At 74.6% G+C, this 24,027-nt stretch carries 22 protein-coding genes; 11 read left to right on the plus strand and 11 right to left on the minus strand.

Translation table 11 applies throughout. The annotated features are described in order from the left end of the window. The first annotated feature begins 32 nt into the window (after nucleotides 1-32). Complete coding sequence (locus tag ACZ597_RS08920; protein WP_471326935.1) at nucleotides 33-875, plus strand: patatin-like phospholipase family protein; 843 nt, start codon at nucleotides 33-35, stop codon at nucleotides 873-875. A 67-nt stretch (nucleotides 876-942) separates the two neighbouring features. Then, a complete protein-coding gene (locus tag ACZ597_RS08925; RefSeq protein ID WP_471327947.1) occupies nucleotides 943-1,734 on the plus strand; it encodes a spermidine synthase in 792 nt (263 codons plus the stop codon). Here ACZ597_RS08925 and ACZ597_RS08930 read toward each other — a convergent pair. Both ACZ597_RS08930 and ACZ597_RS08935 read right to left on the minus strand, forming a co-directional pair. Then, the gene (locus ACZ597_RS08930) at nucleotides 1,721-3,022 is read right to left on the minus strand and encodes an MFS transporter (RefSeq protein ID WP_471326937.1); all 1,302 of its coding nucleotides are present in this window, start codon (nucleotides 3,020-3,022) and stop codon (nucleotides 1,721-1,723) included. The two genes, ACZ597_RS08925 and ACZ597_RS08930, sit on opposite strands and share 14 nt — an antisense overlap. A gap of 129 nt (nucleotides 3,023-3,151) precedes the next feature. After that, nucleotides 3,152-4,195: a DUF8017 domain-containing protein gene (locus ACZ597_RS08935; RefSeq protein WP_471326940.1), complete on the minus strand. Its 1,044-nt coding sequence runs from the start codon at nucleotides 4,193-4,195 to the stop codon at nucleotides 3,152-3,154. Nucleotides 4,196-4,291: 96 nt separating this feature from the next. Between ACZ597_RS08935 and ACZ597_RS08940 the strand changes: the two genes are divergently transcribed. Together ACZ597_RS08940 and ACZ597_RS08945 are read left to right on the plus strand one after the other, a co-directional pair. Next, nucleotides 4,292-4,744: a DUF4442 domain-containing protein gene (locus tag ACZ597_RS08940; RefSeq protein ID WP_267036011.1), complete on the plus strand. Its 453-nt coding sequence runs from the start codon at nucleotides 4,292-4,294 to the stop codon at nucleotides 4,742-4,744. A gap of 253 nt (nucleotides 4,745-4,997) precedes the next feature. Then, entirely contained in the window at nucleotides 4,998-5,666 is a 669-nt protein-coding gene (locus ACZ597_RS08945) for a DedA family protein (protein WP_471326944.1), read from the plus strand. A gap of 28 nt (nucleotides 5,667-5,694) precedes the next feature. Here the strand turns inward: ACZ597_RS08945 and ACZ597_RS08950 are convergent, their stop codons facing one another. After that, on the minus strand, nucleotides 5,695-6,252 hold the full coding sequence (locus tag ACZ597_RS08950; RefSeq protein ID WP_471326947.1) for a gamma carbonic anhydrase family protein: 558 nt from the start codon (nucleotides 6,250-6,252) through the stop codon (nucleotides 5,695-5,697). A gap of 145 nt (nucleotides 6,253-6,397) precedes the next feature. Between ACZ597_RS08950 and ACZ597_RS08955 the strand changes: the two genes are divergently transcribed. After that, nucleotides 6,398-7,144 (plus strand): acyltransferase, encoded by a 747-nt coding sequence (locus tag ACZ597_RS08955; protein WP_471326949.1) that lies wholly within the window; start codon nucleotides 6,398-6,400, stop codon nucleotides 7,142-7,144. A 13-nt stretch (nucleotides 7,145-7,157) separates the two neighbouring features. Here ACZ597_RS08955 and ACZ597_RS08960 read toward each other — a convergent pair whose 3' ends face one another. Continuing rightward, on the minus strand, nucleotides 7,158-8,024 hold the full coding sequence (locus ACZ597_RS08960) for an EamA family transporter (RefSeq protein ID WP_471326952.1): 867 nt from the start codon (nucleotides 8,022-8,024) through the stop codon (nucleotides 7,158-7,160). Nucleotides 8,025-8,133: 109 nt separating this feature from the next. On the opposite strand from ACZ597_RS08960, the gene ACZ597_RS08965 reads away from it, so the two are divergent. Next, entirely contained in the window at nucleotides 8,134-8,751 is a 618-nt protein-coding gene (locus ACZ597_RS08965) for a helix-turn-helix domain-containing protein (RefSeq protein WP_471327948.1), read from the plus strand. Nucleotides 8,752-8,755: 4 nt separating this feature from the next. On the opposite strand, the gene ACZ597_RS08970 is transcribed toward ACZ597_RS08965, so the two are convergent. Next, a complete protein-coding gene (locus ACZ597_RS08970) occupies nucleotides 8,756-9,160 on the minus strand; it encodes a CoA-binding protein (RefSeq protein WP_471326955.1) in 405 nt (134 codons plus the stop codon). 266 nt (nucleotides 9,161-9,426) lie between these two features. On the opposite strand from ACZ597_RS08970, the gene ACZ597_RS08975 reads away from it, so the two are divergent. The 3 genes from ACZ597_RS08975 to ACZ597_RS08985 all read left to right on the plus strand — a co-directional run bounded on the left by ACZ597_RS08975 (nucleotide 9,427) and on the right by ACZ597_RS08985 (nucleotide 14,372). Beyond that, the gene (locus ACZ597_RS08975) at nucleotides 9,427-10,056 is read left to right on the plus strand and encodes a YigZ family protein (RefSeq protein ID WP_471326958.1); all 630 of its coding nucleotides are present in this window, start codon (nucleotides 9,427-9,429) and stop codon (nucleotides 10,054-10,056) included. A gap of 141 nt (nucleotides 10,057-10,197) precedes the next feature. After that, complete coding sequence (locus tag ACZ597_RS08980) at nucleotides 10,198-11,364, plus strand: exonuclease SbcCD subunit D (RefSeq protein WP_471326961.1); 1,167 nt, start codon at nucleotides 10,198-10,200, stop codon at nucleotides 11,362-11,364. After that, nucleotides 11,361-14,372 (plus strand): AAA family ATPase, encoded by a 3,012-nt coding sequence (locus ACZ597_RS08985; RefSeq protein WP_471326964.1) that lies wholly within the window; start codon nucleotides 11,361-11,363, stop codon nucleotides 14,370-14,372. The genes ACZ597_RS08980 and ACZ597_RS08985 overlap by 4 nt, the downstream gene beginning before the upstream one ends. A gap of 29 nt (nucleotides 14,373-14,401) precedes the next feature. On the opposite strand, the gene ACZ597_RS08990 is transcribed toward ACZ597_RS08985, so the two are convergent. Then, entirely contained in the window at nucleotides 14,402-14,848 is a 447-nt protein-coding gene (locus ACZ597_RS08990; RefSeq protein WP_471326965.1) for an Lrp/AsnC family transcriptional regulator, read from the minus strand. 94 nt (nucleotides 14,849-14,942) lie between these two features. On the opposite strand from ACZ597_RS08990, the gene ACZ597_RS08995 reads away from it, so the two are divergent. Further along, entirely contained in the window at nucleotides 14,943-15,458 is a 516-nt protein-coding gene (locus ACZ597_RS08995) for a rhodanese-like domain-containing protein (protein WP_471326968.1), read from the plus strand. Nucleotides 15,459-15,531: 73 nt separating this feature from the next. Here the strand turns inward: ACZ597_RS08995 and ACZ597_RS09000 are convergent, their stop codons facing one another. The 4 genes from ACZ597_RS09000 to ACZ597_RS09015 all read right to left on the minus strand — a co-directional run bounded on the left by ACZ597_RS09000 (nucleotide 15,532) and on the right by ACZ597_RS09015 (nucleotide 21,529). Further along, nucleotides 15,532-17,241 (minus strand): DUF885 domain-containing protein, encoded by a 1,710-nt coding sequence (locus tag ACZ597_RS09000; RefSeq protein ID WP_471326970.1) that lies wholly within the window; start codon nucleotides 17,239-17,241, stop codon nucleotides 15,532-15,534. 97 nt (nucleotides 17,242-17,338) lie between these two features. After that, entirely contained in the window at nucleotides 17,339-18,769 is a 1,431-nt protein-coding gene (locus ACZ597_RS09005; RefSeq protein WP_471326973.1) for a GNAT family N-acetyltransferase, read from the minus strand. Nucleotides 18,770-18,884: 115 nt separating this feature from the next. Continuing rightward, nucleotides 18,885-20,474 carry an alkaline phosphatase D family protein gene (locus tag ACZ597_RS09010; protein WP_471327949.1) on the minus strand — a complete coding sequence of 530 codons (1,590 nt, stop codon included), beginning with the start codon at nucleotides 20,472-20,474 and terminating at the stop codon, nucleotides 18,885-18,887. A gap of 107 nt (nucleotides 20,475-20,581) precedes the next feature. Continuing rightward, nucleotides 20,582-21,529: an alpha/beta fold hydrolase gene (locus ACZ597_RS09015; protein WP_471326974.1), complete on the minus strand. Its 948-nt coding sequence runs from the start codon at nucleotides 21,527-21,529 to the stop codon at nucleotides 20,582-20,584. A gap of 333 nt (nucleotides 21,530-21,862) precedes the next feature. Between ACZ597_RS09015 and ACZ597_RS09020 the strand changes: the two genes are divergently transcribed. Then, nucleotides 21,863-22,615 (plus strand): GntR family transcriptional regulator, encoded by a 753-nt coding sequence (locus tag ACZ597_RS09020; protein ID WP_471326976.1) that lies wholly within the window; start codon nucleotides 21,863-21,865, stop codon nucleotides 22,613-22,615. A 171-nt stretch (nucleotides 22,616-22,786) separates the two neighbouring features. Here the strand turns inward: ACZ597_RS09020 and ACZ597_RS09025 are convergent, their stop codons facing one another. Then, nucleotides 22,787-23,941 carry an ROK family transcriptional regulator gene (locus tag ACZ597_RS09025; protein WP_471326979.1) on the minus strand — a complete coding sequence of 385 codons (1,155 nt, stop codon included), beginning with the start codon at nucleotides 23,939-23,941 and terminating at the stop codon, nucleotides 22,787-22,789. Nucleotides 23,942-24,027 lie beyond the last annotated feature (86 nt).

Consider the following 24,027-nt stretch of genomic DNA (forward strand, 5'->3'; position numbering starts at 1 on the left):
CGTGCGCGGACGCGAGGGAAGAGGGGGCCCACATGGGCGGCGAAACGGCACTGGTGCTCGGCGGCGGAGGCCTCACCGGCGTCGGCTGGGAGTCCGGGATCCTGTACGGGCTCGCCCGGGCCGGCGTGGACCTCACCACCGCCGACCTGGTCGTCGGCACCTCGGCCGGCTCCGTCGTCGGCGCCCAGCTCACCGCGGGCCTCACCGCCCGCGAGCTGTACGAGCGCCAGCTCGGCGACCCGTCCGGGGAGCGCCCGGCCCGGCTCGGCGCCGGGGTCTTCGCCCGCTACGCCCTCGCCATGGTGCGCTCCCGGGACGCCGCCGCGTACCGCCGCCGCGTCGGCGCCTTCGCCCTGGCCGCGGAGACCGGAGCGGAGGCGGCGCGGCGCGAGGTGCTGGCGGCGCGGCTCGTGTCGCACGAGTGGCCCGAACGGCGGCTCGTCGTCACCGCCGTCGACGCGCTCAGCGGGGCCCCGGCCGACTTCGACCGGGCGAGCGGGGCCGGGCTCGTCGACGCCGTCGCCGCGAGCTGCGCCGTACCGGGCGTCTGGCCCCCGGTGACGGTCGGCGGGCGCCGCTTCATCGACGGCGGGGTCCGCTCGGCGACCAACGCCGACCTCGCGGCCGGGTACGCGCGCGTGGTGATCCTCGCGCCGATCGCGCTCGGATCCGCCCTGGTGCCCTCACCCGCCTCCCAGGCGGCCCGGCTGCGGTCGGCCGGCGCCCGGGTACTGCTGATCACCCCGTCCCCGCAGGCCCGCAAGGCCTTCGGGCGCAACGTCCTGGACCCCGCCCGGCGGGACCCCGCCGCCCGGGCCGGGCTCGCGCAGGCCGCCGGGCACGCGGCCGACGCGGCGGCCGTCTGGGCGGCCTGACAATGGTGGGGTGAGCGACGAACAGATCCCGGTGATCCGGGAAGTGGGCCAGGGCACCGCCAAGCTGATGCCGGACGTGGACCGGGAGCGGGCCTGGCTGCTCACCGTGGACGGGGCGCCCCAGTCCTACGTCGACCTCGACGAGCCCGAGCACCTGGAGTTCGAGTACGTACGCCGCCTCGCGCACGTACTGGACTGCGCGGCGGAGCCGGGGGCCGCCCTGGACCTGCTGCACCTGGGCGGCGGCGCGCTCACCCTGCCGCGCTACGCCGCGGCCGTCCGCCCGGGGTCCCGGCAGAGCGTGGTCGAGTTCGACGCCGCCCTCGTGGAACTGGTGGAGCGGCACCTGCCGCTGGCCGCCGGCGCGCGGGTCACGGTGCACGCCGCCGACGCGCGGGCCTGGTTGGAGGCCGCCCCGGCGGCGAGCGCGGACGTGCTGGTCGCCGACGTGTTCGGGGGCTCGCGGGTGCCGGCCCAGCTGACCTCGGTGGAGTACGCGCGGCAGGCGGCGCGCGTGCTGAGGCCCGGCGGGCTGTACGCGGCGAACCTGGCCGACGGGGCGCCGTTCGGCTTTCTCAAGGCCCAGCTGGCCAACTTCGCGACCGCGTTCGCGGAACTCGCGCTCGTCGCCGAGCCGGGGGTGCTGCGCGGGCGGCGCTTCGGCAACGCGGTCCTGCTGGCCTCGGACGCCCCGCTGCCGCTGGCCGCGCTGGCCCGGCGGTGCGCCGCAGACGCCTTCCCCGCCCGGGTGGAGTCGGGGGAGGGGCTCGCCCGGTTCATGCGCGGGGCGCGTCCGGTCGCCGACGCGGACGCGGTCTCCTCGCCGGCCCCGCCGGAGGGGGCCTTCAGCCTGGGGTGACCCCGGCCGGGGCGGCCGCCTCCGCCGGGGCGGGGGCGGAGCCCTTCACGGGCGGGGGCTTCCGGGTGATCCGGCGCACCTCCGGAACGAACAGGACCAGGGCGGTGGCGGCGACCACCAGCCCCGCGCAGCCCCACAGCGCCTGGGACCGGCCGAAGGCGGTCTCGGCCGGACCGGCCAGGGCCGTGGCGAGCGGGAGCATGGAGACCGAGCCGAGCCAGTCGTAGGCGGAGACCCGGGAGAACTTGTCCTCGGGTATCTCCTGGTGCATCGTGGTCATCCAGCTCACGCCGAACACCTCGATCGCGGCGCCGCTGAAGAACATCACCGTGCACAGCCCCCAGACCGGCAGCGGCACCGCGAGCCCGGCCGACGGCAGCGCCAGCGGGAACACGCACAGGGTGCCGACCAGCAGCAGGCGGCGCGGCTTCCACACCATCATCAGGACCGCTCCGGCGATGGTGCCCGCGCCGAAGAAGGCCAGGGCCATGCCCCACGGCCCGGGGCCGCCCAGATGGTCGCGGGCGACGAGGGGCCCGTACACCGCCTCCGCCGCCCCCACGACGGCGACGACCACGGAGAACTGGAGCACGATGCTCCACAGCCAGGGCCGGGTCCGGAACTCCACCCAGCCCTCGCGCAGGTCCGTCAGCAGGCCCCCGCCCGGGGGCCGCTCGGAGGTGCGGCCGACGTCGAGGAAGGCGCGCAGGGAGCCCGCGACGGCGAAGGCGGCCGCGTCCACGGCCAGTACCCAGCCGGGACCGACCGCGGCGATCAGAGCGCCGCCGAGGGCCGCGCCGCCGAGGGCGGCGCCGCTCATGGCCATGCGGAAGAGAGCGAAGGCGCGGTTGGCGTGCTCGCCGGAGACGCTGGACAGGAGCATGCCCTCGGCGGCCGGGTTGAAGAAGGCGGTGCCGGTGCCGCAGAGCGCGGTGAGCAGCATCATCTGCCACAGCTGCGGTTCGCCGGTGAGCACGAGCGCGGCGAAGGCAGCCTGCGAGACGCAGTTGAGGGCGTTGGCCGCGACCATCACGCGGTGCCGCGGCAGCCGGTCGGCGAGTGCCCCGCCGACGAGGAGGAAGAGGACGAGGGGCAGCGTGCGGGCGGCGGCGACGAGGCCGACGTCCGCACTGCTGCCGCCCGCTTCGAGCACGGCGAAGGAGGCGGCGATGAGCGCGCCGTGACTGCCCAGGTTGGTGACGACCGCGGCGCCCGTCAGGAGGCTGTAGTTGCGTCCGGCCCAGGCGGGCAGGCGGCGGGAGGTCCGGAGGACGGTGCGGGGGGTCACCCCGGGACTATCCCCTGCCCCGGGCCGATCATCCAAACGAAATAAGGGAAAGCGGATGATCGGCCTGGGTTTCGTACGGGCTGCGGGCCCCGGGGCGCCGGGGTCGTGCCGGAGCGGAGGGCCTCTGGATCAGCCGCCGCTGAGGCGGACCGAGCTGAGGATCTTCTCGTAGGTCGCCTGGTCGACCTCGCCGGGGACGCCGGCGGCTCCGTAGAGGACCCAGCTGGCGAAGTCACCCTTGGAGTTCTTGAAGCTGAAGGCGATGCTCTTGCCGTCCGAGGAGCACTTGTTCTCCTTGGGGACGCCGCTCACGGTCGCCGTCGCCACGTGCCCCTTGAGACCGGAGAGGGTGGTGTACTCCTTGGTCTCGGTGAACTTGACCATCTCCTTGGGCAGCTTCTGCGAGTACGCGGCGAACACCCAGGTGCCCGCCTCGCTGTGCGCCGCCTGGGCGGTGTCCTTGGCGCCCTGGCCGCCCTTGGTGCCGGTGCCGGCCAGGGAGGTGCTCTCCTCGCGTCCGTCCTTGTTGGAGTCCACCTTGCACCAGTCCTCCTTGAGGTAGGCGGGTGCGGAGAACGTGACGAGGGGGGAACCGTCCTTCTTCTCGGCGTCCTCGAAGCCGGCGATCATGCCGGAGCCCAGCACGTTCCACTCCGGCGGGACGTCGAAGGCGGTGCCGTGCTTCGGGTTGATGACCACCTTCCAGCCGGGGATCACCGGCTTGACGTCGCCGCCCGCGCGCGGGTTGTCGCCGCTCGGGGCCGGGGGCGCGACCGGGGCGACGGGCGCGGAGGCGGCGGTGGAGGCGGCCGGCTTGTTGTCGGCCTCGTTGGAGCCCTTGTCGTCCCGGGTCAGCACGAAGGCGGCGGTGGCGGCCGCCGTCACCACGACCGCGGAGGCCGCGACGATGGCGACGGTCCGGGTGGAGAAGGGGCTCCCGCCGGACGACTGCGCGGGGGGCTGCTGCTGGGGGGCGTTGCCCCACGGCTGGACCGGGGGCGGGGTCTGGTAGCCCGCCTGCGGGTATCCGTAACCGGGCTGCTGCTCACCGAATCCCGGCTGGGGCTGCTGCTGGTACGGGTTCGGCTGTCCCGGCTGCTGCTGGTACGGGTTCTGATGCGCGCCCTGGGGGTTCTGCTCGCCCCCGGGCGGCTGCTGCTGTCCTGGCCACATGGCCGGTAACCATAGTGGGAGCCGCGGACAGGAGCCACGTCCGCCCCCCGTTCGACTCTGGCCAACTCCATCTACTCGTGGGTAACATCGCGTGCCATGAGCGCAGAACAGATGAACGTGGGCGAACTGCTCGCCCAGACGGTGCCGATGGCCCGCACCCTGAACCTCGAGTTCCTGGAGACCACCCCGGAGCGCGCCGTCGTCCGCCTGCCGGACCAGCCCGACTTCCACAACCACGTCGGCGGCCCGCACGCCGGCGCCATGTTCACGCTGGCCGAGTCCGCGAGCGGCGCCATCGTCCTGGCCGCCTTCGGCGACCAGCTCTCGCGCGCCGTGCCGCTGGCCGTCAGGGCCGAGATCGGCTACAAGAAGCTCGCCAAGGGCGTCGTCACCGCCACCGCGACCCTCGGCCGCCCGGCCGCCGACGTCGTGGCCGAACTCGACGCGGGCGGCCGCCCCGAGTTCCCCGTCACCATCGCCATCCAGCGCGAGGACGAGGCCGTCACCGGCGAGATGACCGTGGTCTGGACCCTGCGCCCGAACGCGTAGGACACCCCGCGCGGCGCGTCACGCCGCGAACGGGGCGCGGGAGCGGCAGAGTGGGGGCGGGAGCGGTCCGGCGCGGGCCGCTCCCGCCGTGCTGTCCGGCGGCGGTTCGGGGGCGGCGCCGGAACCTGAGGTGTTCGCCGGTCGTTCGTCCCGAGAACGTCCGCTGTGGACGGAGGGCGTGGCGGGGAGCGGATAGGCTGCCCGTTCGGCGTGTCTCGGGGGCGCGCCGGTGACGACGAGGGAGGACCTACGGGTGCACATCCAGGAATGGCTGGAGGAGATCCCGGCGATCAGTGTCTATCTCCTGGTGGGACTGGTCATCGGACTGGAGAGCCTGGGCATCCCGCTCCCGGGCGAGATCATCCTCGTCAGCTCGGCCCTGCTGGCCTCGCAGCACGGGCAGATCGACCCGGTGGTCCTCGGCCTGTGCGCGATCGCCGGCGCGATCATCGGCGACTCCATCGGATACGCGATCGGCCGCCGCGGAGGCAAGCCGCTGCTGGAGAAGCTCGGCAGGCGGTTCCCCAAGCACTTCGGGCCCGACCAGGTGGCCATGGCCGAGCGCTCCTTCGACCGCTGGGGCATGTGGGCCGTCTTCTTCGGGCGCTTCGTCGCCCTCCTGCGCATCTTCGCCGGCCCGCTGGCCGGCGTACTGCAGATGCCGTACTGGCGCTTCCTCGTGGCCAACGTCCTCGGCGGCATCCTCTGGGCCGGCGGCACCACCGCCGTCATCTACTCCGTCGGCATCGTCGCCGAGCCGTGGCTGAAGCGGTTCTCCTGGCTGGCCCTGGTCGTGGCCCTGCTGATCGGGCTCACCGTGACGCTCGTGCTGCGCAGCCGGATGAAGAAGGCGGCCGCCGAGGCCCGCGCGGCCGCGCCGTCGCCGGAGCCGGCCACCGCCCCGGCGGGCGCCTCGGACTGACCCCGGGGCCCGGCGGGTCGGGTGGGAATCAGGCTCGGGGAGCCACCGAGGCACGGTGCTGCTCCGCCAGCTCCGTGTACATCGCGGCGTTCACCCTGATCCCCTCGCGCTCCTCCTCGGTGAGCTCCCGCCGCACCTTGGCCGGGACGCCCGCGACCAGGGAGCCGGGCGGGACCACCATGCCCTGCGGCACCAGGGCCTGTGCGGCCACGAGTGAACCCGCGCCGATCACGGCGCCGTTCAGCACGGTCGCGCCCATCCCGATCAGGCAGTCGTCCTCCACCGTGCAGCCGTGCACGACCGCGTTGTGCCCGATGGAGACGCGCTCGCCGATGGACACCGGGAAGCCGGGGTCCACGTGGACCGTGCAGTTGTCCTGCACGTTGCTGTCCGCGCCCAGCGTGATCGGGCCGCAGTCGCCGCGCAGCACCGCCGAGTACCAGATGCTCGCGCCGGCGGCGAGCGTGACGTCGCCGACGACGACGGAGGTCGGGGCGGTGAAGGCCGTCGGGTCCACCGACGGCTTGCGGTCGCCGACGCCCGCGATGAGAGCCCCTTGGTGCGCCTGGTTCGGCTGATACGTCATGGCCACTTCCCTCGTGTGATTCCGGCTGCTTCCGGATGCCGCGCCAACTGCACGGTAGGGCACGGGACGCCGCCGCCCCGCGATGGGGTGAAGATCACAGGATCCGGGTCCCGACGTCCGGCGCGGGGCGCACTACCGTGGCCGGGTGCCGAAGAACCAGAACACGTTCTCATCCGTGGCGGCCCTGCGCCGCCGGATCGCCAGTCGCGCGGTGCACGCCGGCTGGCGCTGGATGCAGCGGGCCGGGGCGGTCACCGCCGAGCACCCGGGCCGGCTGCGCTTCGGCGCGATCGGCGAGGGCACCCGGCTCGCCTTCCCCCAGGGCACCGTCTTCGGCGAGCGCTGGATCCGGCTCGGCGGGCACTGCATCATCGCCGAGCAGGTCACCCTGACGGCCGGGATGATGCCGGACCTCGACCTCGGCGCGGAACCGGTACTGGTGCTGGGCGACGGGGTGGTCCTCGGCCGCGGCAGCCACGTGATCGCCGACGCCCGAATCACCATCGGCAACGACACCTTCTGCGGGCCGGGCGTGTACATCACCTCCACCAACCACAGCTACGACGACCCGCACGAGCCCGTCGGACGGCAGTGGCCCCGCAGCGCCCCGGTGGAGATCGGGCCGGGCTGCTGGCTGGGCACGGGGGCGGTGATCCTGCCCGGCGCGAAGCTGGGCCGCAACGTCGTGGTGGCCGCGGGGGCCGTCGTACGCGGTGAGGTGCCCGACCACGCCGTGGTGGCCGGGGCCCCGGCCAGGATCGTGCGGCGCTGGGAGCCGGAGACCGGCTGGCAGCCGCCGCTGCGCACGCCCGCGCCGGTGCCGATCCCCGACGGGATGACGCCCGAGCAGCTGCGTGGGCTGGCCCTGCTGGCGGAGGCCGAGCAGTCCTGAGCCCCGGGGCGGGTCAGCCGGCGGCGAGCAGGACCGTGCCCGCCAGGGCCAGGCCGGCGCCGGCCGCCTGGACGCTGCGCAGCCGCTCCTTGAGCACGACGAAGGCGGCGAACGCGGTCACCACCGGGTAGAGCGAGGAGATCACGGCGGCCACCGTGACGGGGCCGTTCTGGGCGGCGAGGGCGTAGGTGCCGTTGGCCGCGACATCGGCGAGGCCGACGAAGGCGAGGGCGGGCAGCATGCTCCACAGCAGGCGCGGGCCGGTGCCCTCCGGCAGTGCCGGGACGCCGCGCCGGGTCTGCGCGAGCAGGGCGACGCCGCCGACGGTGACGTTCGTGACGCGCTGGACGAACAGGGCGAGGAACAGCCCGGTCACGGTGGTGGATGCCTCGGAGATCAGGGCCATGACCGCGCCGAACCCGAAGGCCGCGACGAGGGTCAGCGCCACCGCCCGCCGCTGCACGGGGGCGCCGCGCAGCTCGGGACCGCCGGCCAGGACGATGCCGACGACGGCCACGGCGATGCCCGCGAACTGGCCGGGGCCCGGGCGCTCGCCCACGGCCAGCCCGACCCCGACCGGCACGACCACGCCGACGGAGCCCAGCGGGGAGACCACGCCCATCGGGCCGAGGGCCAGGGCCTTGTAGAAGGCGAGCATCGCGGCCGGTCCGACCAGGCCCGCGGCCACCGCGAACCACAGCTGCGGCCCCGCCTCGCTCCAGGCCCCGGTGCCGACCACGACCGCGCCCAGCACGACGACCGCGGTGAGCTGCGAGACCACCAGCACGGTGAGCGCCGGCATCCGCCGGGTCAGCAGCCCTCCGCCGAAGTCGGCGAGGCCCCACAGGACGGCTGTGGCCAGGGCGAAGATGGCGGTCATGGCAGGGGGCCTCGCAGTACAGTGCGGTGAACGGTGGAGTGCAGCATCGAATACACCGCAGGTTAGTTCAGTCTGTTGGACTGTGTCATCCAAAATATTGGACGGAATGGTGTCGGACCTCGAACAGCTCACCCAGGCGCTCGCCCGCAACCTCAAGCGGTGGCGCGGCGAACGCGGCTTCACGCTCGACGCGCTGGCCGCCCGCGCGGGGGTCAGCCGCGGCATGATCATCCAGATCGAGCAGGCCCGTACGAACCCCAGCGTGGGCACAACGGTCAAACTCGCCGACGCCCTCGGGGTCAGCATCACCACCCTGCTCGACCACGACCGGGGGCCGCAGGCCCGTGTGGTGCTGCCGGGGCAGGGGGTACGGATGTGGTCCAGCGGGGAGGGCAGCGAAGCGCACATGCTGCTCGGCGACGACCGGCGCGGGCCGGTGGAGATGTGGACCTACCGCCTGGAGGCAGGCGACGGCACGGCCTCCGACCCGCACCCGGCCGGGACCTTCGAGATGCTGCACGTCACGGCCGGGGAACTGACCCTCGACCTCGCCGACGACCGATACGTGGTCCCGGCCGGCGGCGCCGTCTCCTTCGAGGCGGACCGCGCGCACGCCTACCGCAACGAGGGCACGGTCCCCATGGTGATGACCATGGCGGTCTCGATCCCCCCGGTCCAGGGCACCGGCAACCGCCAGGGCCCGTCCGGCGGACCGGGGTCGGCCTAGGGGGCTACAGGGCCGGAATCTCGATGGCGGGGCAGCGGTCCATCACCATCGCCACCCCCGCCTCACGGGTCCGCGCGAAGGCGGCCTCGTCGACCACGTCGAGCTGGAACCAGACGGCCTCGGCGCCGGCCGCGACCGCCTCGTCGGCGACCCGGCCGGCCAGGGCGCTGTTCACGAAGACGTCCACCACGTCGACCTTGAACGGGATCGCCTCCAGCGACGGGTACCCCGGCTCGCCGTGCACCGTCTCCGCCTTCGGATGCACCGGCACCACGCGCTTCCCGTACCGCTGGAGCACCTTCGCCACCCCGTAGGCGGCCCGGTGCTCGTTGTTGGAAAGGCCCACCACGGCCCAGGTGTCACCGAGCTCGGTGAGGATCCTGCGGATGGTCGCCTGGTCGCCGTACACGTGCGCCGCCTCCTGCCGGGGTCGTCCGACGGGACCGTTCCGCCGGATCGTTCGGCAGCATCAACGGCGCGGGCACCCGTCCGATTCCCCTTCGATCCGATCCGGTCTCGTCCCTCATCGCCGCCTCGTGCCTCGACATCGTCCCGGAGACCGCCCCGAGGCACTGGCGCGAGGACGTCGGCCCCGGTCAGCGCATCGCACCCCGGGTACGGGGCCCCGGGCGGGAGGCGGCCGGACCGGTTCCGGCCACGGACTAGGGTGGAGCGGTGAAGGCAGACCAGTACGTGACCGTGGCCCGTGAGGGGATGCACGAGGCGGAGATCAACCGTTCGCGGTTCCTGTGTTCGCTCGCGCCCGCCGCGACCGAGCAGGAGGCGCAGGAGTTCATCGCGCGCGTCCGCAAGGAACACCCCACCGCCACGCACAACTGCTACGCCTACGTGATCGGCGCCGACGCCTCCGTCCAGAAGGCCAGCGACGACGGCGAGCCCGGCGGGACCGCCGGGGTGCCCATGCTGCAGATGCTGACCCGGCGTGACATCCGGTACGCCGTCGCCGTCGTCACCCGGTACTACGGCGGCGTGAAGCTCGGCGCCGGCGGGCTGATCCGCGCCTACGGCGGCGTCGTCGGCGAGGCGCTCGACGCGCTCGGGACCATCACCCGCCACCGGTACCGGCTGGCCACCGTCACCGTCGACCACCAGCGGGCCGGCAAGACCCAGAACGACCTGCGCTCCACCGGCCGCGCCGTGCTCGACGTGCGCTACGGGGAGGACGTCTCCATCGAGATCGGCCTCCCCGAGGCGGACGTCGAGGCCTTCCGGGCCTGGCTCGCCGACGTCACCGCCGGGACCGCCGGCTTCGAACTCGGCGGCGAGGCCTACGGCGACGGCTGAGCCCCGCACCCTCCGGGCAGCCGGACCGCACCGGGGACCGGGCGGAATTCCCGGTCGGGCCTGGGCGCGCCCGGCTACCGGTTAGCCTGGATGGTCGGTGCGGAGCCAGAGGAGAGCAAGCGTGCGGGTCGGAGCGGTCGAGTGAAGTTCCTGCACACCTCCGACTGGCACCTCGGCCGGTCCTTCCACCGCGTGAACATGCTCGGAGCCCAGGCAGCCTTCGTCGACCACCTCGTCGAAACCGTCCGGGAACACGAGGTCGACGCCGTCCTCGTCGCCGGGGACGTGTACGACCGGGCCGTGCCGCCGCTGCCCGCCGTCGAGCTCTACGACCGGGCCCTGCACCGGCTCGCCGACCTCGGCGTCCCGACGGTGATGATCTCCGGGAACCACGACTCCGCCCGCCGCCTCGGTGTCGGCGCCGGGCTGATCGGCCGGGCCGGGATCCACCTCAGGACGGACCCCGCCGGCTGTGCCGACCCCGTGGTGCTGGCCGACGTACACGGTGACGTGGCCCTCTACGGGCTGCCGTACCTGGAACCGGCGCTGGTCAAGGACACCTTCGCCGCCGAGAAGGTCAGCCACGAGGCGGTACTGGGCGCGGCCATGGACCGGATCCGGGCCGACCTGGCAGGCCGGGCCCCCGGCACCCGCTCCGTGGTCCTCGCCCACGCCTTCGTCACCGGCGGGCAGGCCAGCGACAGCGAACGCGACATCGCCGTCGGAGGGGTCGAGGCCGTACCCGCCGCCGTCTTCGACGGGGTCGACTACGCCGCCCTCGGCCACCTCCACGGCTGCCAGACGATCAACGAACGGGTCCGCTATTCCGGTTCCCCGCTCGCCTACTCCTTCTCCGAGGCGACCCACCGCAAGACCATGTGGCTGGTCGACCTCGGCCCGGCCGGGGAAATCACCGCCGAGCGGATCGACACCCCCGTGCCCCGCCCCCTCGCCCGGCTGCGCGGACGGCTGGAGGACCTCCTCGACGACCCCGCGCACACCGCGTGCGAGGACTCCTGGATCGAGGCCACCCTCACCGACCCCGCCCGCCCCGAGGACCCCATGGCCCGCCTCGCCGCCCGCTTCCCGCACACCCTCAGCCTCGCCTTCGACCCCGAGGGCCGCGAGGAGGACGGCGCCGCCTCCTACGCCCAGCGGCTCAAGGGCCGCAGCGACCAGGAGATCGCCGAGGACTTCGTCGCCCACGTACGCGGCGGCGGCAGCGCCGACGAGGCCGAGCGGGCCGTGCTGCGCGGCGCCTTCGAGGCAGTACGGGCCGAGGACGGCCGTCAGGAGGCCGGCCGATGAGGCTGCACAGGCTCCAGGTCACCGCCTTCGGCCCCTTCGCCGAACCCCAGACGATCGACTTCGACGCCCTCTCCTCCGCCGGCATCTTCCTGCTGCACGGACCCACCGGCGCCGGCAAGACCTCCGTCCTCGACGCCGTCTGCTACGCCCTCTACGGATCCGTCCCCGGCTCCCGCCAGGCCCCCGGCACCTCCCTCCGCAGCGACCACGCCGCCCCCGACACCCCCACCGAGGTCACCCTCGAACTCACCGCGGGCGGACGCCGGCTGGAGATCACCCGGCGCCCCGAACAGGACCGCCCCAAGAAGCGCGGCACCGGCACCACCAAGGACAAGGCCCAGTCCTGGCTCCGCGAGCACACCGGCGACGGCTGGACCGCCCTCAGCCGCTCCCACCAGGAGATCGGCGAGGAGGTCGAGCAGCTCCTCGGCATGAGCCGGGAGCAGTTCTGCCAGGTCGTCCTGCTGCCCCAGGGGGAGTTCGCCCAGTTCCTGCGCGCCGGCGCCGAAGCCCGCGGCCGGCTCCTCGGCCGGCTCTTCGACACCCGCCGCTTCGCCGCCGTCGAGACGCTCCTCGCCGAGCGCCGCCGTGCCGCCGAGGCCAAGGTGAGGGCCGGCGACGAGAAGGTGCTCGCCGCCGCCCAGCGCCTCGCGCAGGCCGCCGGGCACAGCGCCGACCTGCGGGCCTGGCCGCTGCCCGGCCACCAGCCCGGGGATCCCGGACTCGCCGAGGCCGTCCGCGCCTGGGCCGCCGTCGCCCGCTGCTCCGCCCGGGAGCGGCTCACCGTCGCCGAGTACGCGCTCGCCGCCGTCGAGGGACGGCACGCCGCCGCCCGGCGCGACGCCGAGGAGGCGCGGGAACTCGACCGGCTCCAGCACCGCCACGCCGAGACCGCCCGCCGGGCGGACCTGCTGGCGCAGGCCGCGCCCGAGCGCGAGCGGGTACGGGCCCTGCTGGACCGGGCCCGCCGGGGCGCTCTCGTGGCCCCCGCCCTGGAACTGCGCGGGGCCGCGGCCGCCGCCCACCTCACCGCCGCGCACGCCGAGACCCTGGCCCGGGCGGAGCTGCCCCCCGCCCTCGCCGGAGCCGGCACCGAGCAGCTCGCCGCCGTCGAACAGCGCCTGCGCGAGGACCTCGGTGCGGCCGGGGCCGCCCAACGCGCGGAGCAGCGCAGCGCCGAGATCGGCCGCGAGCGCGCCACGCTGGAGCGGGAGTCCCGGGACGCCGACGAGCGGTACCAGGAGTCCGCCGAGTGGCTCGCCCGCTGGGAGGCCACCCGGGCCGCCCTCCAGGAGCGGGTCGACTCCGCGCAGCAGGCCCTCACCCTCGCCGAGCAGCTGGCGGGGCGGCTGGAGCCCGCCCGGATGCAGCTCACCGCCGCCCGGCGCCGCGACTCCCTCGCCGCCGACGCCGGAGCCGCCGCGGGCGAACTGCTGCGGGCGCGCGAGGAGTCGTCCGCCGCCCGGGAGACCTGGCTGGAGCTGAAGGAGGCCCGGCTGCGCGGCATCGCCGCCGAACTGGCCGCCGCCCTGACCGCCGGCGAGCCCTGCACGGTGTGCGGGTCCGCCGAGCACCCCGACCCGGCCCGCCCCGCCCCCGGGCACGTCGACAGTGCCGCCGAGGACGCCGCCCACGCCCGCTTCGAGCAGGCCGAGGAGCGCAGGGCCGCCGTCGAGCGCCGGCTCGCCGCCGTCCGGGAGGCCGAGGCCGAGGCCGCCTCCGCCGCCGGGGACGCCACCACCGCCGAACTCCTCGCCCTCACCGCCGACCTGAGCGCCCGCCACGCCGCCGCCCACGCGGACGCCGCCGCGCTGCACACCGCCCGCGAGCGGCTCGCCCGGGCCGAGCGGGAGCACGAGGCGCGCGGCTCCGACCGGCTCGAAGCCGAACGCCGCGCCGCCGCCCGGGCCTCCCGGCGCGAGGCCCTCGACCAGGAGCAGGCCTCCCTCGAAGCCGAACTGGTCCTCGTCCGCGCCGACTCGCCCAGCGTCGCCGCCCGCGCCCGCACCCTGGAGGACCGGATCCGGATGGTCACCACGGCCGCCACCGCGCTGCGCCGGGCCGAGACCACCGCCGCCCGGCTGAAGGAGGCCGACGACCAGCTCGCCGACGCCGCCTTCAAGGCCGGGTTCGACACCACCGAGCAGGCCGCCGACGCCGTGCTCCCCGAGTACGAGCGCACCGCCCTCCAGCACCGCCTCGACGCCTGGCAGGCCGAGGAGGCCATGCTGGCCGACCGGCACGCCGAGCGGGACACCGCCGCGGCCGCCGCCCTGCCCCCGGCCGATCCGGCCGCCGCCGCGGCCGCCGAGGAGCGGGCCGCCGCACGGCTGCGCTCCGCCGCCTCGGCGGTCGACGCCGGGCGGGTGCGGTGCGCCGAGCTGGACCGGCTCTCGCGCCAGGCGGAGCAGGAACTGCGCGCCCTGGGCCCGCTGCGCGAGGCGTACGAGCGGGTGGCCCGGCTGGCCGGGCTCACCGCGGGTACCTCCGCCGACAACGAGCGCAAGATGCGGCTGGAGGCGTACGTCCTCGCCGCGCGGCTGGAACAGGTCGCCGCCGCCGCGACCGCACGGCTCCTGCGCATGTCCGGCGGCCGCTACACGCTGGTCCACTCCGACGCGCGGGCCGGCGGGCGCGGGCGCTCCGGCCTCGGACTGCACGTGGTGGACGCCTGGACGGGCAGCGAGCGGGACACCGCCACCCTCTCGGGCGGCGAGACCTTCTTCGCCTCCCTCGCACTGGCCCTGGGACTGGCCGACGTGGTCACCGACGAGGCGGGCGGCATGCGCCTGGACACCCTCTTCATCGACGAGGGCTTCGGCAGCCTCGACGATCAGGCCCTGGACGAGGTGCTCGACGTACTGGACTCGTTGCGCGAACGGGACCGCAGCGTCGGCATCGTCAGCCACGTCGGCGACCTGCGCACCCGGGTCCAGGCGCAGCTGGAGATCGTCAAGCAGCGCGGCGGCTCCGTGGTGCGCCACCGCACGGCGGGCGTGACGGACTGAGTCCGGCCGCGGCCACCGTCCGGGCGGCGTCAGGGGCTGACCGGGCGCCGGGCGAGCGGGGACGAGTACACGACGCTGGTGGTCACCGGGCCCAGCCCGGCGATCCGGCCCGTGACCTCCTCCAGGTGGGCCATCGAGCGGGCGGCGACCTTGAGCACGAAGCAGTCGTCCCCGGTCACGTGGTGGGCCTCCAGGATCTCGGAGGTCGCCTCCAGGAAGTCGTGGAACGGCTTGTAGTTGCCGTGCGGATAGCGCAGCCGCACCAGCGCCAGGATCGTCTTGCCCAGCTTCTCGCGGTCGACCACCGCCGTGTAGCCGGTGATGATCCCGGCCTCCTCCAGCCGGCGGACCCGCTCGGTGACGGCGCTCGCGGACATGGACACGGCTCGGGCGAGCTCGGTGAAGCTGGCGCGGCCGTCCTGCTGGAGGGCCGCGAGGATCCGCCAGTCGGTGGCGTCGGGGGAATAGCCGGTCATGCTGGAGGTCTAGCAGGGGATTCCCCGGGGAAACAAGAGAAAGGCCGGGGAAATCCACTTCTCGCCTTGATCGTCGGATCGTAGATTTTGAGCCATGACGACGACGCAGAACCAGAACAGCACCCCCGCCGCCGCCAACCCCGTGCTCCGGGTCCCCCCGGCGAGCCCGGCCGCCGCGGCCGCGTACTTCGCCGCGAGCCTGGCCTTCCACGCGGACGTGTCGGACGTCGCCGCCGCTTTCAAGGCCCACCGCGAGCAGGGCGCCGACCTCGGCTTCCAGCTGATCGACTCCCGCTCCACGCCCTCCTGGGACCAGGCCCACGTGCCCGGCGCGATCCACCTGCCCACCGCGCTGATCCCCGAGCAGGCCGAGAGGCTCCTCGACAAGGACGTCCCCGTGGTGACCTACTGCTGGGGCCCGGGCTGCAACGGGGGCACCCGCTCCGCCCTCGCCCTGGCCGAACTCGGCTTCCAGGTGAAGGAGATGCTCGGCGGCATCGAGTACTGGATCCGTGAGGGCTTCGAGGTCGAGACCTGGCAGGGCGGCCGGCAGCGCGCCGAGGCCGACCCGCTGACGGCCCCCACCGACTCGGACGACTGCGGCTGCTGAGCCGCGCCGACGGCGACGGGCCGCCCGCACCCCGGAGGGAGCGGGCGGTCCGCCGGCGTACTCGGGGGCGCGGTCAGAGCCGCGACAGCTCGTCCAGCAGGTCGTCCAGACCCAGCGAACCCTGGGACAGGGCCGCCATGTGCCACTTCTTCAGGTCGAAGGAATCACCGTGCGCGGCACGGGCGTTGTCACGCCCCAGCAGCCAGGCGCGCTCGCCCAGCTTGTAACCGACGGCCTGCCCGGGCATGGACAGGTAGCGGGTGAGCTCGCTCTCGACGAAGTCCGCCGGCCGGCCGCTGTGCAGGCCGAAGAACTCCTGCGCCAGGTCCACCGTCCAGCGCTCGCCCGGGTGGAACGGCGAGTCCGCCGGGATCTCCAGCCCCAGGTGCATGCCGATGTCCACGATCACGCGCGTGGCGCGCATCATCTGGCAGTCCAGGTAGCCCAGCCGCTGCTCGGCGTCCTTGAGGTAGCCGAGCTCGTCCATCAGCCGCTCCGCGTACAGCGCCCAGCCCTCGGCGTTGGCGCTGACGAGCCCCACGGTCGCCTGGTAGCGGGAGAGCTGGTCCGCGACGTGCGTCCACTGCGCGAGCTGGAGGTGGTGGCCCGGAACGCCCTCGTGGTACCAGGTGGAGACCAGGTCGTACACCGGGAAGCGGGTCTGGCCCATCGTCGGCAGCCAGGTGCGGCCCGGACGGGAGAAGTCCTCGGAGGGGTTGGTGTAGTACGGGGCCGCGGCGCCGCCGGGCGGAGCGATCATCGACTCGACCCGCTTGACCCGCTCGGCGAGTTCGAAGTGCGTGCCGTCGAGGTTCTCGATGGCCTCGTCCATCAGGCCCTGCAGCCAGTCGCGGACCTCGTCGACGCCCTCGACGTGGGTGCCGTGCTCGTCCAGGTGGCGCAGGGCGTCCCACGGGTTCGGCTCGCCCGGCAGGATCTTGGCCGCCTCGGACTTCATCTCGGCGAGCAGCCGGTGGTACTCGGACCAGCCGTAGGCGTACGCTTCGTCCAGGTCGAGGTCCGTGCCGTTGAAGTAGCGCGACCAGCGGGCGTAGCGCTCGCGGCCCACCGGGTCCGGCGCGTCCGCGACGGCCGGCGCGTACACGTCGCGCATCCAGTCGCGCAGTTCGGCCACGGCGGCGGTCGCCGCGCCCGCCGCGGCGTCCAGCTCGGCGCGCAGGGACTCCGGTCCGGCGGAGGCGAACTCGCCGAAGAAGTCGCGGGAGCCGTCGCCGTCCTGGCCGGCCCAGGTGGTGAGCTGCTCGACGAAGGTGGCGGCGGGACGGGGGCTGCCGAGCAGCCCGCGCTCCAGGCCGAGCGCGAGGCTCTCGCGGTAGCCGGCGAAGCAGGCCGGAACGGCGCGCAGCCGTTCGGCGATCGCCGCCCAGTCCTCGTCCGTGTCGGCGGGGGTGAGGGTGAACACCTCGCGGACGGCGTGCGCGGGGGAGTGGATGTTGCTGACGGCCCGCAGGTCCTCGTCGGCCTCGTGCACCGCGAGTTCGGCGTTCAGCCGCTCGCGCAGCAGCCGGGCGCAGCGGCGCTCGGCGTCCGTGCCGGCGCCGGGCAGCAGCTCGGCGGCGTCCAGCCGGGCGAGGGTGGTGCGCAGCAGCCCGCCGACGGCGGCGCGGCCCGCGGGGGAGTAGTCCGGCAGCAGGCCGGAGCTGGCGGCGACGCCGAGATAGGTGCCCTGGATCGGGTCGAGGGCGATGAGTTCGTCGACGTAGGCGTCGGCGACCTGGCGGGGCAGACGCGCTGCGCTGTCGGTGTGGAGGGTGTCTGACATGCGGCCATCTTCGTACGCGGGAGGCCCCCTCGTCATCACCATAGCCGCTCAGCCTCCTGACGGATCGGCTGAGCGGCCGGAGGCGCAGGACCTGCGGTCAGCGCCCGGGGTGCTGCCGGGTGCCGTACGGGGCCTGCGCGCGCGGGACTTCGTACGGCAGGCGCGAGACGACCGGGGTCGCGTCGAGGCGGGCGGTGACCACCAGGGTGCCCTCCTCGATCTGGTAGTCGAGGGGGAGGCCGAGGCCGCGCATGGCCGCGACCATCCCGGTGTTGGAGGCCTGGGTGACGGCGTACACGCTGTCGCACCCGGCCTCGACGGCCATCGCGATGAGGCGGCGCAGCAGCTGCGAACCGATGCCGCGGCGCTGCCAGTCGTCCTCGATGAGCAGGGCCACCTCGGTCTCGTCGCCGTCCCACAGCAGGTGGCCGAGGGCGACGAGCCTGCCGGAGGCGGTGGTGGCGGCGAGGGTGCGGCCGAAGCGGGGGCTCAACAGGTGGCCGAGGTAGCGGTCGGCGTCGGCGACCGGGCCGTGGTAGCGCAGGCCGAGGGTGCGCTCGCTGCACCGCTCGTGCATGGAGCGGGCGGCCGCCAGGTCGGAGCCGTCCGCGCGGCGTACGGTGATCTCGTTGCCCTCGGGCAGGGTCAGCACGTCCTGGTTCCGGGGCATCCGGTGCCCCAGGCGCGCGTCGAGCTCGACGAGGGCGCGGGCGCGGGCGAACTCGGTCGGCGTGAACGGCAGGTAGGGCCGCTCCACGGTGATGGCGCCGCCCGAGGGGTCGCGCAGCCGCATCACCGTGGACTCCAGGACGCCCTCGACGGGGGCGTCGGCGCCCGCGTTGGGGCGGCCCGAGAGGGTGGTGGCGGGGATCGACTGGATGGTGCAGCGGCCGAGCAGCTGGCGCAGCGCGAGCGGGAGTTCGGCGGCGTCCAGGGCGGTACGGGTGGCCAGGCCCAGGACCCGGGTGGGGGCGTCCACCAGGTCGTGGGCGTCGGCGCGCTCGATCCAGGTGCCGCGGCCGCCGGCTCGGGCGACGGCGCGGGTCAGGTCGGCGGCCGACAGCTCGCGCGGGGAGCGCAGCAGGAACTCGTCGACCGTGCCGCCCTCGGGGAGGGGGTGCGTCTGCAGGGTCAGGATGTCGACGCCCAGGCGGGCGAGCGCGGTGCACAGCGCGGCGAGGCTGCCGGGCTCGTCGCGCACGGTCGTCCGCATCCGCCAGAGCGCGGGGTTGGCGGGCTCCGCAGCCGTCCCCGTGGTCGAGGCCGCCGGATCGGAGGCGGCCGCGGCCGCCGGGGGCGGCGCATGGCTGTGCCGGCGCGCCCACCAGGTGTGGAAGGCCGCCGTGACCAGGAGCGCGACGGCCGAAGCGACCAGCAGGACCGGGCCGTCCGGGCCGTGCGCGACGAGGTTGGCGATGCCGTCGGCGACCGCGACGGCGCAGAAGAGGGCGGCGAGTTCGACGAGGTCCCGGCGCCAGTGGTGGCGGTGGGGACGCTGGGCGGCGGAGACGGGGTTACGGTCAGTCATGCACACCACTCTGGCCCAGGGGTGTTGCGTGATCACGAACGATCTGTGACCGACTGGTTAAGTGTCGATCTGGCCGGTTTCGTCTGGCTTTCCAGGGGATTTCGGCTGGCGGCGGTCACGACTGCCCGACGCGGCCCGGCTGGAGGACCTTGGTGAAGAGTACGCCGCCTCCCTGGCGGCGCAACCGGACGGTGAGTTCCCCGCTGCCGCCGTCGATCTCCACCTCGCCGTAGTACGGGGGGTTCTCGGCCGGGGACATGTTGGCGACCGGCGCCGACTGCACGAACTCCGCCTTCGGGCCGAAGGTCGCGTCGAGCCGGCCCGCCGGGAAGCCGCCCGCACCGATCGGCCCCGACACGAACTCCCAGAACGGCGCGAAGTCGGAGAAGGCCGCCCGCTCGGGCGCGTAGTGGTTGGCGGCGGTGTAGTGGACGTCGGCCGTGAGCCAGAGGGTGCCCGTGATGTGCTGGTGCTTGATGTGCCGCAGGAGCTCCGCGATCTGGAGTTCGCGCCCCAGCGGGGCCCCCGGGTCGCCCTGGGCCACCGCCTCGAAGTCCACCGCCCCGTCGGGGACGACGATGCCCAGCGGCATGTCCGCGGCGATCACCTTCCAGGTGGCCCGGGAGCGCGAGAGCTCCCGCTTCAGCCAGGCCAGCTGCTCGGCGCCGAGGATGCCGGCCCGGTCCTCGGTCTGGCGGCCGGGGGAGTTGGCGTCGCGGTGGGTGCGCATGTCCAGCACGAACACGTCCAGCAGCGGGCCGTGCCGCAGCACCCGGTACATCCGCCCCTCGGCGCGCCCGCCCCGCAGGTCCGTGACGGGGAAGTACTCGCCGAAGGCCTGGCGGGCGCGGGCGGCGAGGGTGTCGACGTCCTTGACGACGTAGCGGGGGTCGTCGAGCAGCTGCCCGGGGTACCAGTTGTTGCGCACCTCGTGGTCGTCCCACTGGGCGACCACGGGGACCTGCGCGTAGAAGTCGCGCAGGTTGCGGTCCAGCAGGTTGTAGCGGAAGTTCCCGCGGAACTCGTCCAGCGTCTCCGCGACCTTGGACTTCTCCTCGGTCGTGACGTTGTGCCAGACGCGGCCGTCGGGCAGCGGCACGGCGGCCTTGATCGGCCCGTCCGCGTAGATGGTGTCCCCGCTGAAGAGGAAGAAGTCGGGGTCGCGCAGCCGCATCTCGTCGAAGACGCGGTACCCGCCCAGCTCGGGGTTGATGCCCCAGCCCTGGCCCGCCAGGTCCCCGGACCACAGGAAGCGCACGTCGTGGCGGCGGGAGACGGGCGTGGTGCGGAAGCTGCCGCGCACCGGCTCGCCGGAGCGGCGGGGGTCGTCGGGGTCGGTGAGCACGACCCGGTAGTGGATGCGCTGGCCTGGCGGCAGGTCGCGCAGGGTCGCGGTGGCCGTGTGGTCGGTGGCGGGGCCGAGGAAGGGGCCGCCGTGGCGGCGGACGCCGTAGCGGAACGACTCGCTAGGGGAGGTCTCCACGTACATCCGGGCGGGACGGTCGGAGCGGGTCCAGATGGCGGCCGAGTGGGAGGTGACCTCTCCCGACTGGGTCCCCCACAGCGCGGCCGGGCGGCCGGAGCGGACGAAGGCGGGGGCCCGCCGGGGGGAGGCCAGGGCGGGCGAGGCGAGCGCGGTGGACAGGGCCAGGCCCAGCGGGACGGCCAGGGAACCGCCGAGCAGGGTCCGGCGGGTGTGCGGCATCGGTGCCATGGGTGCGTCTCCAGGGGCCGGCGGGGGCGGGCCGGACCAGTGTGCCTTCGCACACGGGACCGACCGCGTCGCCCGCGCGAACCGTGGATGAACAGCCGTCAGCCGGTCATGGCCGGGGCGCCGTTGCCTTCGCCGGATCCGTCGCCTGCGTCGCCGTGCGTCGTCTGCGTCGCCCGCGTCGCGTCCGTTCGATCCGCCGGGCCGGTCGCCTTCGCTGCCGTCGCCGTGTCCAGGATGACGCGCGCCACCAGGGCGGGGTCGTCGTTCATGGGCACGTGGCCGCAGCCCGGGAGCCGGACCAGCCGGGCCCCGGGGACGGTGTGCTTCGCCCGGACGCCCTGGCGGCGGAGCAGCAGCCGGTCGCGGGTGCCCCAGGCGATCGTGACGGGGATCCCGGGCACGTCGGCCGTGAAGCGTACGGATCCGCCCGCCGCCAGCGTCTCCTCGAAGCCGGTGGCCTCCCGCAGGGCGAGGGTCTCGGCGACCACCGCCTCCGGGGTGCGGTGGGCGGGGCGGGCGTAGATGGAGCCGGTGAGGGCGGCGCGGCCGGGGCCGCTGCGCGAGAGCCGGTCCAGGGCCGGCAGGGGCAGCGCCCTGGCCCCGGCGCGCATCGCGCGCAGCGTGGTGAAGGCGTAGCGCCGCTCGGGCTCCGACCAGAACCCGGCCGGGGAGAGGGCGGTGACCGAGCGGGCGAGCCCGGTGCGCCCCATGTCCAGGGCGAGCAGCCCGCCCAGGGAGTTGCCCGCGACGTGCGGGCGCTCGACGCCGAGCGCCGCGCAGAGCGCGCCGAGGGCCGGGGTGATGGTGGAGAGGTCGTACGGGACGCCCGCGGGCAGGGGCTCCGAGGCGCCGAAACCGGGCAGGTCGATCGCGATGACGTCGTGATCGGCGGCCAGGACGCCCGTCACCGGATGCCAGGCCTGGAGGTGGTGGCCGATGCCGTGCAGCAGGAGAAGCGGTTCGCCGGCGCCCTTGCGCTCGTAGGCGACGGTGGCGGTGCGGGGGCCCAGCGGCGAATCGATCGTGAAGGAGACCGTGGCGGTCATGCTGCTCCTCGTCGGGTGGACGCATATGAGACAGGCCGTCAGTAACGACTGCCTCCATGATTACCGTCGAGTAGCGTCCGACTACAAGCCTTTGTGAGGTCCTCGCGACGCGCGGGTGCCGGGCGAGAACATCCCGTGAACGGGTTGCTACATATGCCCGATCTGCCCGGCAAAGCGGCCAGGATTGGTCTTGACCAAGGGGGTGCGCCGTCCTATCGTCGCGGATAGTGCAGGAACCTTTAATAAACAAGGGCGCGGAACTGCGGCGCGGAAACGCCGCTGGAACACGGCGATGCCGACACGGTGACAGCGGCGATTGCAGGAGGAGTCAGGGTGGGGACGACGCAGCTCGAATCGGTGCCGGAGCCGAAGTACTGGCACCTGAAGACCGTGCTCAGCGACGCGCTGGACCAGGACTTCGCGGTCGGCGAGGTCCTGCCGAACGAGCGTGAGCTCGCCGCACGCTTCGGAGTCGCCCGCGCCACCCTGCGACAGGCCCTGGAACAGCTCGAACTCGAAGGCCGCCTCCAGCGCCGCCGCGGCGTCGGCACCACCGTGGCCCCGCCGCGCGTGGGCGTCGCCGTCGGTAGCGCGCAGCAGGGCTGGCCCGGCGAGGGCGCCGACGGCTGGGAGGCCGTGGACGCCGTCGAGGCCGTCCCCGCCACCGCCGTCCTCGGGCTCCTCGGAACCGCCGCCGGCGAAGCCGTGCACACCGTGCGCCGGACCCGCGTCACGCAGGGCCAGGCCGTCGCTGCCGAGCTGCTGTACGTGCCCGCCGCCTCGGTGCCCGGGCTCTCCGCCATCGACGCGCCCACCGGCCCCGCCCGGGCCCGCGCCGTCATGCGGGAGCTCCAGCGGCTCTCCCTGGAGGGCCAGGACCGCTCGGTCGAGCTGGGATCCGCCCGGGCCGACGACGCCAAGGAGCTGGACCGGCTGCCCGGCGCGCCCGTGCTCGTCGTGACCACCCGCTACTTCACCGGCGCCGGCACCGCCGCCGTCTCGGTGGCCACGTACCGCGCCGACACCTGCCGCCTCACCTTCGGCGACTCGGGCGTGGAGATCACGGAGACCCGCGCGGCCTCCTGACCCCGCCGCACACGAACCCCGGCAGCCCCGCGGCCCCGGGGTTCTCGCGTGTCCGGGGTTCTCCCGTGTCCGGGGTTCTCCCGTGTCCGGGGTCTTCCGTGTCCGGCGCTTTCCGTGTCCGGCGCTTTCCGTGTCCGGGCTTTCCGTGCCCCGGGCGCCGCCGCCCCCGCGTCAGCGGCGGGCGGTGACCGTCCGCTCCACCGCGAAGAGCTCTTCCTCCACGTGGTCCAGGGCCAGGCGCAGGGCACCCGTCGCCACGGCCGCCTCGCCGAGCAGGGACAGCGCCACCCGCGGCGGGCGCAGGCAGTACCGCTCCAGCTCCCGGCGCAGGGGCTCCAGGACCCCGTCCAGCCCGGCCGCCCAGCCGCCCACGACCACGAGCTCGGGGTCCATCGCCAGCACCAGGGCCGCGACGTCGTGCACGAGCCGCTGGAGGAAACGGTCCACCGCGGCCACCGCGCGCTCGTCGCCCCGCTTGGCCATCGCGAACACCTCGGCGACCGCCGGCTCGTCCAGGGGGTGGAGGGGTTCGCCCGTCGTCGACAGCAGCCGCTCCGGGGTGGCCTCCCGGCCCAGCAGGTGCAGCGCGCCGATTTCGCCCGCCGCCCCGCCGAAGCCCCGGTGCAGCCTGCCGCCGATCAGGGACCCGGCGCCCGGGCTGAGCCCGGCCATCACGAACACCATGTCGTCGGTGTCGCGCGCCGCGCCCTTCCAGTGCTCGGCGAGCGCCGCCGCGTTCGCGTCGTTCTCCACCTGGACCGGGCAGCGGAACGAGCGCCGCAGCCGCTCGCCGAGGGGCAGTCCCGTCCAGCCCGGCAGGGCGGTGCCCAGGCGGACGGTCCCGTCGGCCTCGACGATGCCGGGGCTGCCGACACCGACCGCGCGCAGCGAGTCACGGGGGATCCCGGCCCGGCGCAGCAGATCGGCGACGGCCGCCCTGACGCGCTCCAGGCGCTCGTCGGCCGAGGCCGTCTCCGAGACGTCCTTGGTCCCGGCCCCGATGACCCGGCCGTCGAGCCCGGACAGCAGCACCGCGATCCGGTGCGAGCCGATCTCGATGCCGAGCAGGTGCCCCGCCTCGGCGCGGAAGCGGAACCGCCTCGCCGGCCGGCCCTGGCGGCGTGCGCCCTCCTCGGCCACCGCCTCGACCACCAGGCCGGTGCCGATCAGCCCCTCCACGACCCCCTCGACGGTCGGCCGGGAGAGCCCGGTCACCCGGGTGAGGTCGGTGAGGGTGGGCGATCCGGCCGCCCGCAGTGCGCGAAGCACCACGGCCGAATTGATGCGCCGGAGCAGAGAGGGATCCCCGCCGGTCAGCTGCCCCAACGTGTGTCCTCCCAGCTAACGACCCTGTCAGGCGGATCGTACTGCGCCCCCGGCGCGGCGGCGAGAAGCGGCCCCCCGCCGGCCGG

The organism is Streptomyces sp. NPDC040718, from assembly GCF_055593565.1.